The sequence below is a fragment of the Aliiroseovarius sp. CAU 1755 genome (genome assembly GCF_054482655.1).
In genome coordinates this window covers 1,170,733-1,186,301 of the sequence record NZ_JBTLRH010000001.1, presented here as the reverse complement: position 1 = coordinate 1,186,301, position 15,569 = coordinate 1,170,733, and the positions used below count along the sequence as shown (strand labels likewise).

Genomic DNA, 15,569 nt, shown 5'->3' with positions numbered 1-15,569 from the left:
GGAGGGCGGAAAGCCCGCCCCGCCGGTCTGTTCATTCAGCCGATGCGACCTGAACCGACGGAGTCGGCTGGGCATTGTCGGCGAATTCGTCGATCGCGCCCTTCAGCCACTTTTCATATTCGGCTTGGGTCACGGCCTTCACGGTGATCGGCATATAGGCGTGATCCTTGCCGCACAGCTCGGAACACTGACCGAAATAGATGCCTTCCTTGCCCTCGTCGACTTCGAACCATAGTTCGGCCAAACGACCGGGCACCGCGTCTTGTTTCACACCGAAGGCAGGAATGGTCCACGAATGGATCACGTCGGCGCCGGTGACCTGAACAACGACCTTTTTGCCGGTCGGCACAACGACGGCAGTGTCGGTGGCCAGCAGGTATTCGCTTTGGCTGTAGCCGTGGTCTTCAAGCTCTTCACGCGCCAGAAGGAAGCTGTCGAAGCCAAACTCATGCTCGGGGTATTCGTAGCCCCAATACCACTGATAGCCAGTTGCCTTGATGACTACGTCCCCTTTGGGGATGACCTGCTGCTGGAACAGAACCGGCAACGAGAACGCACCGATGAAGACCAGAATAACCACGGGAACCAGTGTCCAGATGATCTCGATCGGGGTGTTGTGGGTGAATTTCGCGGGCTCAGGGTTCGCGCGGCGGTTGAACCGCACAATCACGATCACCAGCAGCGCCGTCACGAAAAGCGTGATCGCGATGATGATATAGTTGATCATCGCGTCAAGCCCGTGCGCGGCCTGTGCAACACTGGTCACCGACGGCTGAAATCCTGTGGCGCCATCGACCGGTTTGCCGATGATTTCCAAGTTTTCCTGGGCCATGACCTGACCAGCGGTCAAAATCGCTGTTGCAGTGGCGAAAAGGCTGCTGAAACGCTTCATATTCGTCTTTCTCTTCCCTGTGCAGCGCCGCCTCGATGCCATGCCTTTCGGCGGCGATGTGGGCGCTTGCTCTTACCTTTCCCGTGCGCTGGCGCGGGAATCCCTTGTGTCTTCTTGATGTGAAACCATATTAGGAGTCTGTGGACAAGGAAAAACCTTCTCAGGTTAAGCAACAATTGCCGTGTTTTTTGCCAAATCGAGGCCCCAATGACCGATACGTCTTCGTTTCGTCCCTTTGAAACCCATCTGGACGCAGAGCGTGCGCAAGCGACGCTTGCCGACGTCACCAAAGGGGCCGATGACGGCGAGCTGTTTCTGGAACGAATGCGATCCGAAGCATTGGTTTTCGACGATGGCCGCTTGAAAACAGCCAGTTATGACGCCTCCGAGGGCTTTGGACTTCGCGCTGTGCGCGGTGAGACGGCTGGCTATGCGCATTCCACCGAAATCAGCGACGCCGCCCTTCAGCGCGCCTCAGCAACCGCCCGCCTTGCCGTCGGTGACGGCGGTGGCACCTGGGCCGAGGCGCCCGCTCGCACCAACCAGAAGCTCTATACCGACGCCGACCCGCTGGCCGACGCAGAGTTTGGCTTGAAAGTCGAAGTCTTGCGCGAAATTGATGCCTTTACGCGTGATCTGGACCCTCGCGTTGTGCAAGTTTCCGCCACCATCGCTGCAAGCTTGCAAGAGGTGCATATCCTGCGCCCCGATGGCAGCCTTGTGTCGGACACGCGCCCGATGACGCGGCTGAATGTGTCGGTCATTGCCGAAAAGGACGGGCGGCGCGAAAGCGGATCAGCCGGGGGGGGTGGTCGCACTGGTCTTGACGGCTTGATGGCGCCTGCTGCTTGGCAATCAGCTGCGCGTGAAGCATTGCGCATCGCGTTGGTCAATCTAGAGGCCGTTCCCGCGCCGGCTGGCGTCATGGATGTCGTGCTTGGCAACGGCTGGCCCGGCATCTTGCTGCACGAAGCGGTTGGGCACGGGTTGGAAGGGGACTTCAACCGCAAGGGCACCTCGGCCTTTGCAGGATTGATCGGCACGCAGGTCGCCGCAAAAGGGGTCACGGTCGTCGATGATGGCACCCTGCCAGACCGGCGCGGATCGCTGTCAGTCGATGACGAAGGCACGCCCACGGGCCGCACGGTGCTGATCGAGGATGGCGTGCTGGTCGGCTATATGCAGGACCGCCAGAACGCGCGCCTGATGGGCGTCGCGCCCACAGGCAATGGTCGGCGGCAAAGCTATGCCCACGCGCCGATGCCGCGGATGACCAACACCATCATGGAAAGCGGCTCCGCCACCCCACAAGAGGTGTTGGGCGAGCTGAAAGACGGCATCTATGCGGTCGGCTTTGGGGGCGGTCAAGTGGACATCACCAACGGCAAGTTCGTGTTTTCCTGCACGGAAGCTTACCGGGTCGAAGGCGGCAAGGTCGGCGCGCCCGTAAAAGGGGCCACCCTGATCGGCGACGGTCCAGAAGCAATGAAGCAGATCCGCGCCATCGGCAACGACATGGCGATGGACCCCGGCATCGGCACCTGTGGCAAAGCGGGGCAATCTGTTCCGGTGGGTGTGGGGCAGCCGTCGTTGCTGATTGGCGGGCTGACGGTAGGTGGGTCAGCGGCGTGACGGGCCTGTGCGCCCGGTTCCTTTCGATTGCGGGCGCAGCTCTGATTTTGTTGTTCTACTCTGAACTTTTCTTTCTGAACGAAGGTCCAACGAAGACCGTCACCGCCCTTGTGAACCACCCCGGCATCGCAGCGGTAGAGCTGCTGGAACTGGCCGCTTACTACGCGTTCTTTGCGTGGGGGCTGTTGCTGATCATCCCGTATGCCGAGCGTTTAGGGCTGGCTGGGATCGTTCTGGCAGGGTGCCTTTTTGGCTGGGTGACAGAGGGCACGGTTATCGCGATCGTGCATGAAGCGCCGCCCGTTTCGTGGGTCTGGCCCTCGGTCAGCTGGCACGCGTTGATCGATGTCTTGCTGGGGTTGTTTGTCGTGCGGATCGCCATGCGACGGCGCGGCGGCGCGGCCTCGGCAGTGCTGTTCTCGGCCATGGGCGTGGGGTGGGGGCTGTGGGCGACATGGACGTGGGGCGACCCCGAACTGCACAGGCTTACTCCCTTTGAGTTCGTGTTTTTCACCTCCATCAGTGGCGCCATCTGGCTTGCTGGCATGATCTTGTTGGATCGTGGCGGCCCGTGGTCGGTTCTGCGGGCAGAGAAATGGGGTATCGGCGTCGGCACCGTCGCCCTCGCGTTGTTGATGGCGGTGCCGGGATTGCCTTTCTCAGCCGGAATTTTGCTGATCGCAGGCGCAACCCTGTGGGTGCTGATCCGAAAATCAGAGGCCCAAAGCACAGTGGGCTGGCGCCTTCCCTATGGCCCTTTGCCTTTGTCGACCTATTCGGTTGCATTGCTGGCACCAACGGCGGCAGGCTTAACCTATTGGCTATTATGGACAAACGGTTGGCATGTCCCAACCGAAGATGTTGCGGGTATGGCCATGATTGTCGGTGCGCTCGTTTATTTTTGGTCCGTCTGGCGCGTATTCACCTCCCGTTAACCAATCGCGCCGCATGGTTAATTCGCAAAAGACGGAATCAGCCATGACAGCGGACATACTCCCTTCCTTAAACCCCACCCCCTCACCCCAGTCAGAGGAAGATGAACTGGACTGGATCCGACTTTTGCGATCCCGCCGCGTGGGTGTCGCAACGTTCTTTCGGCTGCTGGACGAACACGGGTCCGCCAAGGCAGCACTGGACGCCTTGCCCGACGTGGCACGGCAAGCGGGCGTCAAGGGCTATGCCGCCTGCCCGTTTGAAGTTGCCGAAGATGAACATCGGCGCGCCCGCTTTGCCGGCGCCCGCATGGTGACTTGGGGGACCCCCGACTACCCCGAACTTTTGTCCGAAATTCCAGACCCGCCCCCCTTCTTCTGGGCCATTGGCGATGTGGCGCTGCTGCACAGTCCGATGATCGCCCTGATCGGTGCACGTAACGCGTCCTCGGTTGGCACGCGCATGGCGCGACGGCTGGCCGCCGACCTCAGCGAGGCCGGGTTTACCGTGGTCTCCGGACTGGCGCGGGGCATCGACACCGTGGCCCACGAAGTCGCGCTGGAGAAAGGCAAGACGGTTGCTGTTCTGGCCGGGGGCGTCGACGTGATCTATCCCAAGGACAATACCGTTTTGGGCGAAGAGATCGCACGCAAAGGTGTGCGCCTGTCCGAACAGCCCTTGGGTCTGTCCCCTCAGGCCCGACACTTTCCACGACGCAACCGTTTGATTTCCGGCCTTGCCCGTGCCGTTGTGGTTGTCGAAGCTGCAGCCAAGTCCGGATCGCTTTTGACCGCGCGGAATGCGTTGGATCAGGGGCGCGATGTGCTGGCCGTGCCTGGTCACCCATTTGATGCGCGCGCCTCGGGGTGCAATTTCCTGATCCGCGATGGTGCGGCGCTGGTGCGCGGTGCCGCGGACGTGATCGAGGCGATCGGCCCTGCGGCGCGGGCGCCAACTGACGCACCTTCCCGGCAGGATCGCGCTGCGGCATCATCGCCCGTCGCAGGTGTGGACATTCCTCCACCAGCCCCGCGTGCGGCGCGCAGCCTTGCCCAAACAGCCGCCCTCCACCGCCAGATCCTTGACCGCCTTGGTCCGAGTCCGCTGGCCGAGGATCAACTGATCCGGGACATGGGAACCCAATCCGGCGCGGTCTCAGCCGATATCCTGCCCGAGATCGTGTCACTTGAGCTTGAGGGGCGAATCATACGTCAACCCGGCGGGCTTTTGTCAAAGTCGACCTGAGCGCAACGGAAGAACCCCCGCCCTATTGGTAAGTTTATTTTACCAATTTGCACAAAAACCTTGCTAAATCCTTACCAGCCCTATTGCGCTGCAACGCGGCACAGCCTACCAATTCGGTAAAAAATCGAACTCTTAGGCCCGACGGGAGGAACGCAAGATGCAGGATTTTCAGAAAATTTTGGTCGCCAATCGCGGTGAAATCGCAATCCGCATTCTGCGTGCGGCAAACGAAATGGGCAAACGCACCGTTGCCATCTATGCCGAGGAGGACAAGCTGGGCCTCCACCGCTTCAAAGCTGACGAGGCTTACCGCATTGGCGAGGGGCTGGGACCCGTCGCGGCCTACCTGTCGATCGACGAAATCATTCGCGTCGCCAAGGCTTGCGGTGCGGATGCGATCCATCCCGGCTATGGCCTCCTGTCTGAAAATCCCGATTTCGTCGACGCGTGCGCGGCGAATGGCATCACATTCATTGGCCCCAAGGCCACCACAATGCGTGCGCTGGGGGACAAGGCCTCTGCTCGGAAGGTCGCGATCGAAGCCGGCGTGCCGGTGATCCCCGCCACCGAGGTTCTTGGCGACGACATGGACAAGGTGCGCGCGCAAGCCGCCAAGATCGGCTATCCCCTGATGCTCAAGGCCAGTTGGGGTGGCGGTGGTCGCGGAATGCGCCCCATCCATTCCGAAGACGAGGTCGAAGACAAGGTTCTGGAAGGTCGCCGCGAGGCCGAAGCCGCATTCGGCAATGGCGAAGGCTATCTGGAAAAGATGATCACCCGCGCCCGCCATGTCGAAGTGCAAATCCTTGGCGACAGTCACGGCGACATCTATCACCTTTACGAACGCGATTGCTCGGTCCAGCGCCGCAATCAAAAAGTCGTCGAACGTGCGCCCGCCCCCTATCTGACCGACGCCCAGCGCGAAGAATTGTGCGACCTTGGCCGCAAAATTTGCGCGCATGTGAAATACGAATGCGCCGGCACCGTCGAGTTCCTGATGGATATGGACACCGACAAATTCTATTTCATCGAGGTCAATCCTCGTGTGCAAGTCGAACACACCGTCACGGAAGAAGTGACAGGTATCGACATCGTGCAGGCGCAGATCCTGATTGCCGAAGGCAAGTCAATTGCCGAGGCAACCGGCAAGGACAGCCAATCCGACATCCGCCTGAACGGGCACGCCCTGCAAACCCGGATCACAACCGAGGACCCGCTGAACAACTTTATCCCCGACTATGGCCGCATCACCGCGTATCGGTCCGCCACGGGCATGGGTATTCGGCTGGACGGTGGCACCGCCTATTCCGGCGGGGTGATCACGCGGTATTACGACAGCCTTCTGACCAAAGTTACCGCGTGGGCCCCGACACCGGAAAAGGCGATCGCGCGCATGGATCGCGCGCTGCGTGAATTCCGGATCCGGGGGGTCGCGACGAACATCGCCTTTGTCGAGAACCTGCTGAAGCACCCGACCTTTCTGTCGAACCAGTATTCAACCCGGTTCATCGACGAAACGCCTGCGTTGTTCGATTTCAAGAAGCGCCGTGATCGCGGCACCAAGGTGCTGATTTATATCGCTGACATCACAGTTAATGGCCACCCCGAGACACAAGGCCGGGCCAAGCCTGCGGCAGGGCTGAAGATTCCCAAGCCCCCGAAGCCTCATGGCGAACCAGCGCCCGGCACCCGGAACCTCTTGGAAAGCAAGGGGCCGAAAGCGGTGGCGGACTGGATGAAAGAGCAAAAGAGGCTTTTGATCACCGACACCGCAATGCGAGACGGGCACCAGTCGCTGCTGGCGACACGCATGCGCTCGATCGACATGATCAAGGCTGCGCCGGCCTATGCGGCGAACCTGCCGGGCCTCTTTTCGGTTGAATGCTGGGGCGGGGCCACGTTCGATGTGGCGTATCGTTTCTTGCAGGAATGTCCCTGGCAGCGGCTGCGCGATCTCAGGCAGGCGATGCCCAATGTGATGACGCAGATGCTGCTCAGGGCCTCGAACGGGGTGGGCTACACGAACTATCCCGACAACGTGGTTCAGGCGTTCGTGCGGCAAGCCGCGCTGACGGGCGTGGATGTGTTTCGCGTGTTCGACAGCCTCAACTGGGTGGAAAACATGCGCGTCGCGATGGATGCGGTGATCGAGTCGGACAAGGTCTGTGAAGGCTCGATCTGCTACACTGGCGACATACAGGACCCGAACCGGGCCAAATATGATCTGAAATACTACGTCGGCATGGCGAAAGATCTGGAAGCCGCCGGGGCGCATGTTTTGGGTCTGAAAGACATGGCGGGGCTTTTGAAACCCGCCGCGGCGCGGGCCTTGATTGGCGCGCTCAAGGACGAGGTCGGTCTGCCGATCCATTTTCACACCCACGACACGTCGGGGATCGCCGGCGCAACCATTCTTGCAGCCTCCGACGCCGGCGTGGACGCCGTCGATGCTGCCATTGACGCGTTTTCAGGCGGCACCTCGCAAGCCTGTCTGGGTTCGGTGGTCGAAGCCTTACGCAACACGGATCGCGACACCGGGTTGGACGCGGGCGCCATCCGCGAGATTTCCGCCTATTGGGAAGGTGTGCGCGCGCAATATGCGGCGTTTGAAAGTGGGCTCGAGGCGCCCGCATCCGAGGTCTATCTGCACGAGATGCCCGGCGGGCAATTCACCAATCTGAAAGCGCAGGCCCGGTCGCTGGGGCTTGAGGAACGCTGGCACGAGGTTGCGCAGACCTATGCCGATGTGAACCAGATGTTCGGCGACATCGTAAAGGTCACTCCGTCCTCGAAAGTCGTGGGCGATATGGCGTTGATGATGGTCAGTCAGGGTTTGACACGTGCCGATGTTGAAGACCCAACCACCGACGTCGCTTTTCCCGACAGTGTCGTCGACATGATGCGGGGCAATTTGGGGCAACCCCCCGGCGGATTCCCCGAAAAGATCATCAAGCGGGTCCTGAAAGACGAAAAGCCGAACCTTGAACGGCCCGGCAAGCATCTGGACCCTGTGGACCTAGAGGCCACCCGGTCGGCCCTGTCGCAAGAACTGGACGGCTTCACCGTCGATGACGAGGACCTGAACGGATACCTCATGTATCCCAAGGTGTTTCTGGACTATATGGGCCGCCACCGCCAATACGGCCCGGTGCGCACCCTGCCCACCAAGACCTTCTTTTACGGCATGGAGCCGGGGGAAGAGATCACCGCCGAAATTGATCCCGGCAAGACGCTTGAAATCCGGTTGCAAACGGTCGGCGAGACCAACGAGGACGGCGAGGTGAAGGTGTTCTTCGAACTCAACGGTCAGCCGCGCGTCATCCGTGTGCCCAACCGCCTGATAAAGGCCTCGACGGTGCGTCGCCCGAAGGCAGAAGACGGCAATCAGGACCACATCGGTGCGCCGATGCCGGGCGTCGTCGCATCGGTTGCCGTGAGTGCCGGACAAAAGGTGCAGGCGGGCGATCTTCTGCTGACCATCGAGGCGATGAAAATGGAAACCGGCATTCATGCCGAGCGTGATGCAGAGGTCAAGGCCGTGCATGTGCAGGTTGGTGGCCAGATCGACGCGAAGGACCTGATGGTCGAGCTGGAGTAAAAAGATCGCACATGCAGCCCCAACCCGGCGGCCGGCGCGCCCGGCCGTCGGTTTCCTTCGCCCGCCCCGGCGCCCACTGGGACAGAGCCCCCATCGCCTTTGCATGTTAAATCCGCCACCGGCCGCCGCCATTCTGCAAAAAACCACGGTTTTCGCGATTTTCCCCTTGCAGCCTCGCGTCGTATTTCATATCTCACGGCTCACCGAAGGATGCGGGCGTAGCTCAGGGGTAGAGCATAACCTTGCCAAGGTTAGGGTCGGGCGTTCGAATCGCCTCGCCCGCTCCAATCGGTCACCCGGTTCGGCCAAATGGCTGAACACACCCATCAGGATGCGGGCGTAGCTCAGGGGTAGAGCATAACCTTGCCAAGGTTAGGGTCGGGCGTTCGAATCGCCTCGCCCGCTCCAATGGGACAGATTTTCAGATCATCACACGACACGGGCCATCCGCGCCATATCGCCCAGCCTTTGCGCATGCAAAAAAGGGCGCTTGAAGGCGCCCTCTTCCAAAGATCTATGTCTGGCTTCGAGATCCGCCCGTTCAGGCGCTTTTCAGAGTGTCGCGATTGGCCAGTTCGTGGATCATAGACTGAATTTGGTTGCGCACTTTTTCATCCGAAATGGAAGACAGGGCCTGCGCAGCCTTCGCGGTGCGTTCATCCATCGCCTCGCGTTCAACATCATCCGCACTGGGCAGCCCTTCAAAGAAATACCCGGGCTCGACCCTCAAAAGCTGTGCGATTTCAAACATCTTGCTGGCTGAAACGCGGTTATAACCGGTTTCGTATTTCTGCAATTGCTGAAAGGACAGGCCTAATTGCTCGGCGACGTTCACCTGCGTCAGCCCGCGCAACAAACGCACTTCTCGAATTTTTTTACCAACATGGACATCAACAGGATGGACCATTACTTCACCAATAAATTGTTTCACGTTAAAAGAGAGTGTCAGGAAAGCACTTTCGACCCAACTGGTTAGGGATGAACTGTTGTGGTGCAAGAATACACATTAAATGGATGATCTTTGCACCCAATCCTGAATAGCGCTTGAAAAGAAAGGCTTTTTTGAACAACCTTCTGATGGCGGACGCCCAAAGCCTGCCGCGAGAAACAGTTTGATCACAATTTAGCGGGAACACGAATGAACAATCGAGAGACACCGCCCCTATTGTTCGAGATGCTGAGGTCTTTCGTGTCACTCGCCCGCAGCCTGAACTTGTCGCACACTGTAAAAGACCTGGGAAGCACCCGGCAAACCGTGCGCCGGCACATCGCAACGCTTGAAAAGCACAAGAACGGTCCGCTGTTCGCCTTTGAGAACCGCCAGTATGTGCTGACCAAAACCGGCAAAGAGGCCTTGCGCGAAGCAGAAGAGCTGATTGCTCGCAGCAATGCATGGCTGCGCGACGAAAGCAGGCATGTTGACGAACTGCTGTTTCTGGACTTTCAGGCCGGCCCCGTCCCCTATCACCTGCAACAGCACCCGTTGACGGCAATCTGGGACAAGGGATCGGCGTTGATGAAATTCGGCTTTCACGCGTGGGCGGACAGCGAAGGTGATCTGGAAAGCCCGGCGTTTGGCCCGCTTCGCCCGTATCTGATGGTCTTCCGGCGAAATGGCGCGACGGGCGAATGGATTTGCACCGAGGTCGGCGAAAAATCATCCTATGCGACGTGGTTCGGCTGGCAGATCTATCGCTCGACGGTCGGAAAAGCGGCGGAAACCCTTCTGGGGGGCGTAAGATTCAACAGTCTGATGGCAAAACCATTCGAAGACATCGCAACCACGCGGGGTATCCGGCTGGATCACATCCATACGCAGATCGAACAGGGCGCTGACAAGGTTCTGACCCCGATCAGTTATCAACGCCTGACCATGGCCAGTCGTTTCGCAGATGGGGAATTCGCGCTGGTTGCCTTGGTCGATCGCACTAACGACATTCAGATCGACGGTTTGGCTGATGACATCCGGCAATCCATGCCGACCGAGTTGGAAATGAACGTCTCGCCACCCGCAGCGGCAGGCGATTGAACACCGCCTATGCCTTCGGGCTTCAGCCTAGCACGCAAAGCGCGCGCCTGATGCGGCGCACGCTGCGTTTGTGCTGATCAATAGCTGTAGTGAGAAACAACTTTTTCAAGCTTGGGGCTGCGTTTGCCCAGCCACATGTCACGGTGTGCGACAAGGCTCGTTTGCTCGCGCTTTGTGAAGTCGTTTGCCTTTTTGACCCAGGCAACAAGGCGTCCAAAGATCGAGGTTTTTTTCGTGGCGTCAAAACTAGTCATCGTCATCGTCTCCAAATTCTATCAATCGATCAGCTTTTTCACTCAAAGCCCAATCGGCGCGCATTGAACGATTTGCACCAAGTTCGTTTGCTTGATGCCGTTCGAAGCGCTGACATGAACTAGATCGTATCTTCACCCCTGACTTCAAACGACAATTCCGCATTCCCGCAATGCGACCTAAGCATGGCTGGGAAAGGGATGCCCAAGCGTGAAAGCCACAGCAGACGCACCGTTCGATTTGACGCCTTTCCTGCTGCGCCGCCCGCGCCTATAAGAAGGCCAAGGCAGAAAAAGGACATCTTCATGCGGCGCGCAAAGATCACCCGCAAGACTGCGGAAACCGAGATTTCGGTCGAGATCAATCTCGACGGAACCGGCAGCTATGACAACCAGACCGGCGTGGGATTCTTCGATCACATGCTGGACCAGTTGTCGCGCCACTCACTGATCGACATGACGGTGCGCGCCACAGGCGATTTGCACATCGACGACCACCATACGGTCGAAGACACCGGCATCGCGCTGGGGCAAGCCCTGACCGAAGCCCTTGGCGACAAGAAGGGCATCCGTCGCTACGGCGAATGTCACCTGCCGATGGATGACGCGCAGGTGCGGGCCGCGCTTGATCTGTCCGGCCGCCCCTATCTGGTGTGGAACATGGCGTTCGCCGCCCCAAAGATCGGCACGTTCGACACCGAGCTGGTGCGCGAGTTCTTTCAGGCGCTGGCGACCCATGGCGGCATCACGCTGCATGTGGACCAGTTGCACGGCTTCAACGCCCACCACGTGGCCGAGGCCGGCTTCAAGGCCGTCGCCCGCGCGTTGCGTTTGGCCGTTGAAACCGATCCGCGCAAAGCGGACGCCATCCCCTCGACCAAAGGCGCGCTGTAGCGCCCACCCCACCCGGAGACAGACATGCTGACCGTGATCATCGACTATGACAGCGGCAACCTGCACTCGGCCGAAAAAGCGTTTCAACGCATGGCGGCGGAAACGAATGCAGGTGAGGTGATCGTCACCACGAAGCCCGAGGACGTAGCGCGCGCCGACCGGATCGTGCTGCCCGGCGACGGCGCGTTCCCAGCGTGCCGTCAGCAGTTGTCTGACCATCGCGGCATCTATGAGGCGCTGGAAGAGGCCGTGATCCAGCAAGCTCGTCCCTTCATGGGGATTTGCGTCGGCATGCAGATGTTGGCCACGGTCAGCCACGAATATCAGGACACGGATGGGTTTGACTGGATCAAGGGCCATGTGCGCAAGATCACCCCGTCAGACCCAAAGCTGAAAGTGCCCCATATGGGCTGGAATGATCTGGTGGTCGACCACGAACATCCGGTGCTGGACGGTGTCAAAACGGGCGACCACGCATATTTCGTGCACTCCTATCATTTCGTGGTGGATGATATCGCGCATCGTTTGGCGCATTGCGACTACGCAGGCGACATCACGGCCATTGTGGGCCGCGACAACCTGATCGGTATGCAGTTCCACCCGGAAAAAAGCCAGGCCGCCGGGCTTCGGATGATTGCAAACTTCCTCAGCTGGACCCCATAAGAAAGGGCGCCGCAACGGGCGCCCCTTTCCGTGCCGGTCCAACCAGCTTACTTCACACGCGTCCAGCTCTGCTTTTTGCAGATCGGTCCCACACAGCCCGACACTTTCAGCGACTCGCCTGACATCTGCATCTTCGACTTATAGACCTTGCCCGTTGAAGGCTGCCAAATCTTGCCACCGGAATACTTGCCGCCGCCGTTGGGTTGCATATCCCAGACCAGCTTCTTGCCGATATTCTCGGACTTGTATTCGCCGCTGGCATTGAAGGTGCGCGAGATCACACCACACAGCGCCGCCCCGCATTGCGAGATCGTCACGTGGGCATATGCCCCGTCATCCACCTGCGTTTTCCAGACCCCTTCAACAGCATCCGCCAAAGCAGGCGCCGCCATTCCAACACTCAGCGCAAGCGCCATAACCATACGTTTCATTCAATCCTCCCTGAATTTGCAATTATCCTGACCCCGAGAAACGGTTTATGGCAAGTGTGACGTGACGGGAGGGGCGGCTTGGCAAGCCGCGACTTCCGTGCAAAAAGCACCAAAAGCACCAAACATCGGAGCCTGCCATGATCCTCTATCCCGCCATCGACCTGAAAGACGGCCAATGCGTGCGCCTTCTGCGCGGAGAGATGGAGGCGGCCACCGTCTTCAACGACAACCCGGCGGCTCAGGCGCGGGCATTTCAGGATGCGGGCTGCGAGTGGATTCACCTTGTCGACCTGAACGGAGCTTTCGCAGGTGAACCGGTGAACGGCGCGGCGGTCGAAGCGATCCTTGCCGCCATCGACGTCCCCGCTCAGCTGGGTGGCGGCATCCGCGACATGGCCACCATCGAAGGCTGGATCGAAAAGGGCCTTGCCCGCGTGATCCTTGGCACAGTCGCTGTCGAAAAACCGGAGCTCGTGCGCGAAGCGGCCCGCGCCTTCCCCGGCAAGGTTGCCGTAGGGATCGACGCGCGCAACGGTCGCGTTGCCACCAAGGGCTGGGCCGAAGAAACCGACGTGATGGTCACCGACCTTGCCAAATCCTTTGAAGATGCAGGCGTCGCAGCCATCATTTATACCGACATCAACCGAGACGGCGCGATGCAAGGCCCGAACGTGGACGCCACCGCCGCCCTCGCCCGCGCGGTTTCAATCCCGGTGATCGCAAGCGGTGGCGTCAGCTCTCTGGCTGACCTCATTGCGTTGCGCGATTGCGGTGCATCCCTGAACGGCGCGATCTCGGGCCGGGCGCTTTACGACGGCGCGATTGATTTGAAGGAAGCCCTGGCCGCACTCTAACCGCCCGCAGCAGCCGCGGTCAGCTTGTCCAGCGCACCCTCCATCATGCCGACATAGGGTGCGTCACCTGCGATGCCGAATTCCCCCAGCATGTCGGCGGGGGCTTCGTAGGCAAGCCAGACCGCGCCGTCGCTGTCCTCATACACCAGCACCCGCAGCGGCAGCATCAACCCGGCCAGCGGGTCATCCTGCATCGCAGGCGTGCCCAGTTTGGGGTTTCCGAACACCAGAAGCTGCGAAGCCCCAAGCTCCATATCCACCGACGCAGCCCCGCCAGCATGATCGACACGCGCGAACACGGTTGCGCCCGCGGTTCCGACGGCGGCTTCCAAAGCATCCATCGTGTCAGGAACGGTGCCGGATGCGGGCACTTTCACAATCTCTGCCATCGCCGGCAGCGCGACCATCGACACAAGTGTTGCAAGGGTGAGTTTCATCATGGGGCAATTCCTTTAAATCAGGTTCGAACGCGACAATGCTCTGGCCAGTTGGGGCTTGAACAAATAAAACAAACCGTGATCAGCCAAGGACCGCGCAGAAAATGCTGAAGACCCGCATCATACCTTGCCTAGACGTGGCCGAGGGCCGCACGGTGAAAGGCGTCAACTTCGTCGATCTGATCGACGCGGGCGACCCTGTGGAACAGGCACGCGCCTATGATGCCGCCGGGGCGGACGAGCTTTGCTTCCTCGACATCAAAGCCACGCATGAAAATCGCGGGACGATGTATGATCTGGCCACCCGCACGGCGGAACAATGCTTCATGCCGCTGACCATCGGTGGCGGCGTGCGCAGCCCGGACGACGTGCGCGATCTGCTTTTGGCAGGCGCCGACAAGGTCAGCTTCAACTCGGCCGCGGTGGCCGACCCGAACGTGATCGCCCGCTCGGCTGACCGGTTCGGCAGCCAGTGCATCGTGGTGGCCATCGACGCCAAGACGATTGCCCCCGGAAAATGGGGCATCTTCACCCATGGGGGCCGCAAACCCGCGCTGGACGCAAACGGCGACCCAATTGATGCAGTCGAATTCGCCAAGCTGATGGAAGCCAAAGGCGCGGGCGAGATCCTGCTGACCTCGATGGACCGCGACGGCACTCGCGCAGGTTTCAACCTGCCCCTGACCCGCGCCATTTCGGACGCTGTGCACGTGCCAGTGATCGCGTCCGGCGGCGTGGGCAATCTGGATCACCTTGTGGAAGGTGTGACCGAAGGTGGCGCTTCCGCCGTGCTGGCGGCGTCAATCTTCCACTTCGGGGACTACACAATCCGCGAGGCCAAGGAACACATGGCCGCCGCAGGCATCCCAATGAGGTTGACATGAGCATACTCGACACACTCGCCGCCACCATCGAAGTGCGCAAAGGCGCGGACCCTGACAGCTCGTGGACCGCAAGACTGCTGGCCAAAGGCCCTGAAAAATGCGCCGAGAAGTTCGGCGAAGAAGCGGTTGAGGCCATCATTGCCGCCGTCAAAGGTGACCGCGATAACCTGACCGCCGAGGCCGCGGACGTTCTGTATCACCTGCTGGTCATGTTGGCCGCGCGCGATGTTGCGTTGGCTGACGTGCTGGCCGAACTTGAGCGGCGCGAGGGCACCTCGGGCATCGCAGAAAAAGCGGCCCGCTAACGCTAGGTTGCGCCGAGGCCAACCTCAGGCGATCAGAGCCGCGAGCGGCGCATCCCCGAACAGGCGTGGATAATCTATTTTCGGACAGCGGTCTTCCACCACAGTTATTCCCTTCGCTTCGGCCTTTCGGCGGGCTTGAGCATTCTCAACACCCAACTGCATCCAAACCGTTTTCAAGGCCGGAAGCGCCGCAAGCGCCGCATCCACAATCGGTTCGACCGCGTCTGAGCGGCGAAAAAGGTCGACCATGTCCGTATCAGCAGGCAAGTCAGCCACAGTGGCCACAACCGTTTCACCGAACATCACTTTGCCAGCCAACCCCGGATTGACGCCAATGACGCGGTATCCCTTGTCCGCCAGAAACCTTGCGACCCCGTGGCTGGCGCGGGCTGGATTGTTGGAAAGCCCAACCAGCCCGATCACGCGGGTTGTGGTCAGGATGTGCTTCAGGCGGGCGTCTGTGTCAGTCTGTGTCATGGCTAACAAATAACCTCGCATTGGCGACATTCCAACAGCAGAGC

The 15,569-nt window shown here is 60.0% G+C and carries 16 protein-coding genes and 2 tRNA genes; 12 read left to right on the top strand and 6 right to left on the bottom strand.

Features of this window, described 5'->3' with window-relative positions; all coding sequences use genetic code 11:
• Window positions 1-31: 31 nt before the first annotated feature.
• Window positions 32-892 (bottom strand): cytochrome c oxidase subunit II, encoded by an 861-nt coding sequence (gene coxB / locus ACXYMP_RS05940; RefSeq protein WP_298570464.1) that lies wholly within the window; start codon window positions 890-892, stop codon window positions 32-34.
• 207 nt (window positions 893-1,099) lie between these two features.
• Here coxB and tldD point away from each other — a divergent pair, with 207 nt between their 5' ends.
• From tldD to ACXYMP_RS05910, 6 genes are all read left to right on the top strand, one after another.
• Window positions 1,100-2,524, top strand: coding sequence for a metalloprotease TldD (gene tldD, locus ACXYMP_RS05935; RefSeq protein WP_458904959.1), 1,425 nt, complete (start codon window positions 1,100-1,102; stop codon window positions 2,522-2,524).
• Window positions 2,521-3,459 (top strand): hypothetical protein, encoded by a 939-nt coding sequence (locus ACXYMP_RS05930; RefSeq protein ID WP_458904957.1) that lies wholly within the window; start codon window positions 2,521-2,523, stop codon window positions 3,457-3,459. Before tldD ends, ACXYMP_RS05930 begins: the two co-directional genes overlap by 4 nt.
• A gap of 43 nt (window positions 3,460-3,502) precedes the next feature.
• The gene (dprA, locus tag ACXYMP_RS05925; protein WP_458904955.1) at window positions 3,503-4,702 is read left to right on the top strand and encodes a DNA-processing protein DprA; all 1,200 of its coding nucleotides are present in this window, start codon (window positions 3,503-3,505) and stop codon (window positions 4,700-4,702) included.
• A gap of 157 nt (window positions 4,703-4,859) precedes the next feature.
• Window positions 4,860-8,300, top strand: a complete 3,441-nt coding sequence (locus ACXYMP_RS05920) for a pyruvate carboxylase (RefSeq protein WP_458904953.1) — start codon at window positions 4,860-4,862, stop codon at window positions 8,298-8,300.
• Window positions 8,301-8,512: 212 nt separating this feature from the next.
• Window positions 8,513-8,587, top strand: a tRNA-Gly gene (locus tag ACXYMP_RS05915).
• Window positions 8,588-8,633: 46 nt separating this feature from the next.
• Window positions 8,634-8,708, top strand: a tRNA-Gly gene (locus ACXYMP_RS05910).
• A 133-nt stretch (window positions 8,709-8,841) separates the two neighbouring features.
• On the opposite strand, the gene ACXYMP_RS05905 is transcribed toward ACXYMP_RS05910, so the two are convergent.
• Window positions 8,842-9,297, bottom strand: coding sequence for a helix-turn-helix domain-containing protein (locus ACXYMP_RS05905; RefSeq protein ID WP_298567608.1), 456 nt, complete (start codon window positions 9,295-9,297; stop codon window positions 8,842-8,844).
• A gap of 141 nt (window positions 9,298-9,438) precedes the next feature.
• On the opposite strand from ACXYMP_RS05905, the gene ACXYMP_RS05900 reads away from it, so the two are divergent.
• Complete coding sequence (locus ACXYMP_RS05900; RefSeq protein WP_298567611.1) at window positions 9,439-10,329, top strand: LysR family transcriptional regulator; 891 nt, start codon at window positions 9,439-9,441, stop codon at window positions 10,327-10,329.
• Between the two features lie 77 nt (window positions 10,330-10,406).
• Here the strand turns inward: ACXYMP_RS05900 and ACXYMP_RS05895 are convergent, their stop codons facing one another.
• On the bottom strand, window positions 10,407-10,598 hold the full coding sequence (locus ACXYMP_RS05895) for a hypothetical protein (protein ID WP_458904950.1): 192 nt from the start codon (window positions 10,596-10,598) through the stop codon (window positions 10,407-10,409).
• A gap of 288 nt (window positions 10,599-10,886) precedes the next feature.
• Here ACXYMP_RS05895 and hisB point away from each other — a divergent pair, with 288 nt between their 5' ends.
• Complete coding sequence (gene hisB / locus ACXYMP_RS05890; RefSeq protein ID WP_298567617.1) at window positions 10,887-11,474, top strand: imidazoleglycerol-phosphate dehydratase HisB; 588 nt, start codon at window positions 10,887-10,889, stop codon at window positions 11,472-11,474.
• Window positions 11,475-11,498: 24 nt separating this feature from the next.
• Window positions 11,499-12,137: an imidazole glycerol phosphate synthase subunit HisH gene (gene hisH, locus ACXYMP_RS05885; RefSeq protein ID WP_458904948.1), complete on the top strand. Its 639-nt coding sequence runs from the start codon at window positions 11,499-11,501 to the stop codon at window positions 12,135-12,137.
• 47 nt (window positions 12,138-12,184) lie between these two features.
• Here the strand turns inward: hisH and ACXYMP_RS05880 are convergent, their stop codons facing one another.
• Entirely contained in the window at window positions 12,185-12,568 is a 384-nt protein-coding gene (locus ACXYMP_RS05880) for a DUF2147 domain-containing protein (RefSeq protein ID WP_458904946.1), read from the bottom strand.
• 137 nt (window positions 12,569-12,705) lie between these two features.
• Between ACXYMP_RS05880 and hisA the strand changes: the two genes are divergently transcribed.
• Window positions 12,706-13,422, top strand: a complete 717-nt coding sequence (hisA, locus tag ACXYMP_RS05875) for a 1-(5-phosphoribosyl)-5-[(5-phosphoribosylamino)methylideneamino]imidazole-4-carboxamide isomerase (RefSeq protein WP_458904944.1) — start codon at window positions 12,706-12,708, stop codon at window positions 13,420-13,422.
• Here the strand turns inward: hisA and ACXYMP_RS05870 are convergent.
• On the bottom strand, window positions 13,419-13,862 hold the full coding sequence (locus ACXYMP_RS05870) for a DUF302 domain-containing protein (protein ID WP_458904942.1): 444 nt from the start codon (window positions 13,860-13,862) through the stop codon (window positions 13,419-13,421). The genes hisA and ACXYMP_RS05870 overlap by 4 nt on opposite strands.
• Before the next feature lie 101 nt (window positions 13,863-13,963).
• On the opposite strand from ACXYMP_RS05870, the gene hisF reads away from it, so the two are divergent.
• Both hisF and ACXYMP_RS05860 read left to right on the top strand, forming a co-directional pair.
• Window positions 13,964-14,743, top strand: a complete 780-nt coding sequence (gene hisF, locus ACXYMP_RS05865; RefSeq protein WP_458904940.1) for an imidazole glycerol phosphate synthase subunit HisF — start codon at window positions 13,964-13,966, stop codon at window positions 14,741-14,743.
• Complete coding sequence (locus ACXYMP_RS05860; RefSeq protein WP_458904938.1) at window positions 14,740-15,048, top strand: phosphoribosyl-ATP diphosphatase; 309 nt, start codon at window positions 14,740-14,742, stop codon at window positions 15,046-15,048. The genes hisF and ACXYMP_RS05860 overlap by 4 nt, the downstream gene beginning before the upstream one ends.
• Before the next feature lie 24 nt (window positions 15,049-15,072).
• Here the strand turns inward: ACXYMP_RS05860 and ACXYMP_RS05855 are convergent, their stop codons facing one another.
• Window positions 15,073-15,525: a CoA-binding protein gene (locus ACXYMP_RS05855; protein ID WP_298567637.1), complete on the bottom strand. Its 453-nt coding sequence runs from the start codon at window positions 15,523-15,525 to the stop codon at window positions 15,073-15,075.
• Window positions 15,526-15,569 lie beyond the last annotated feature (44 nt).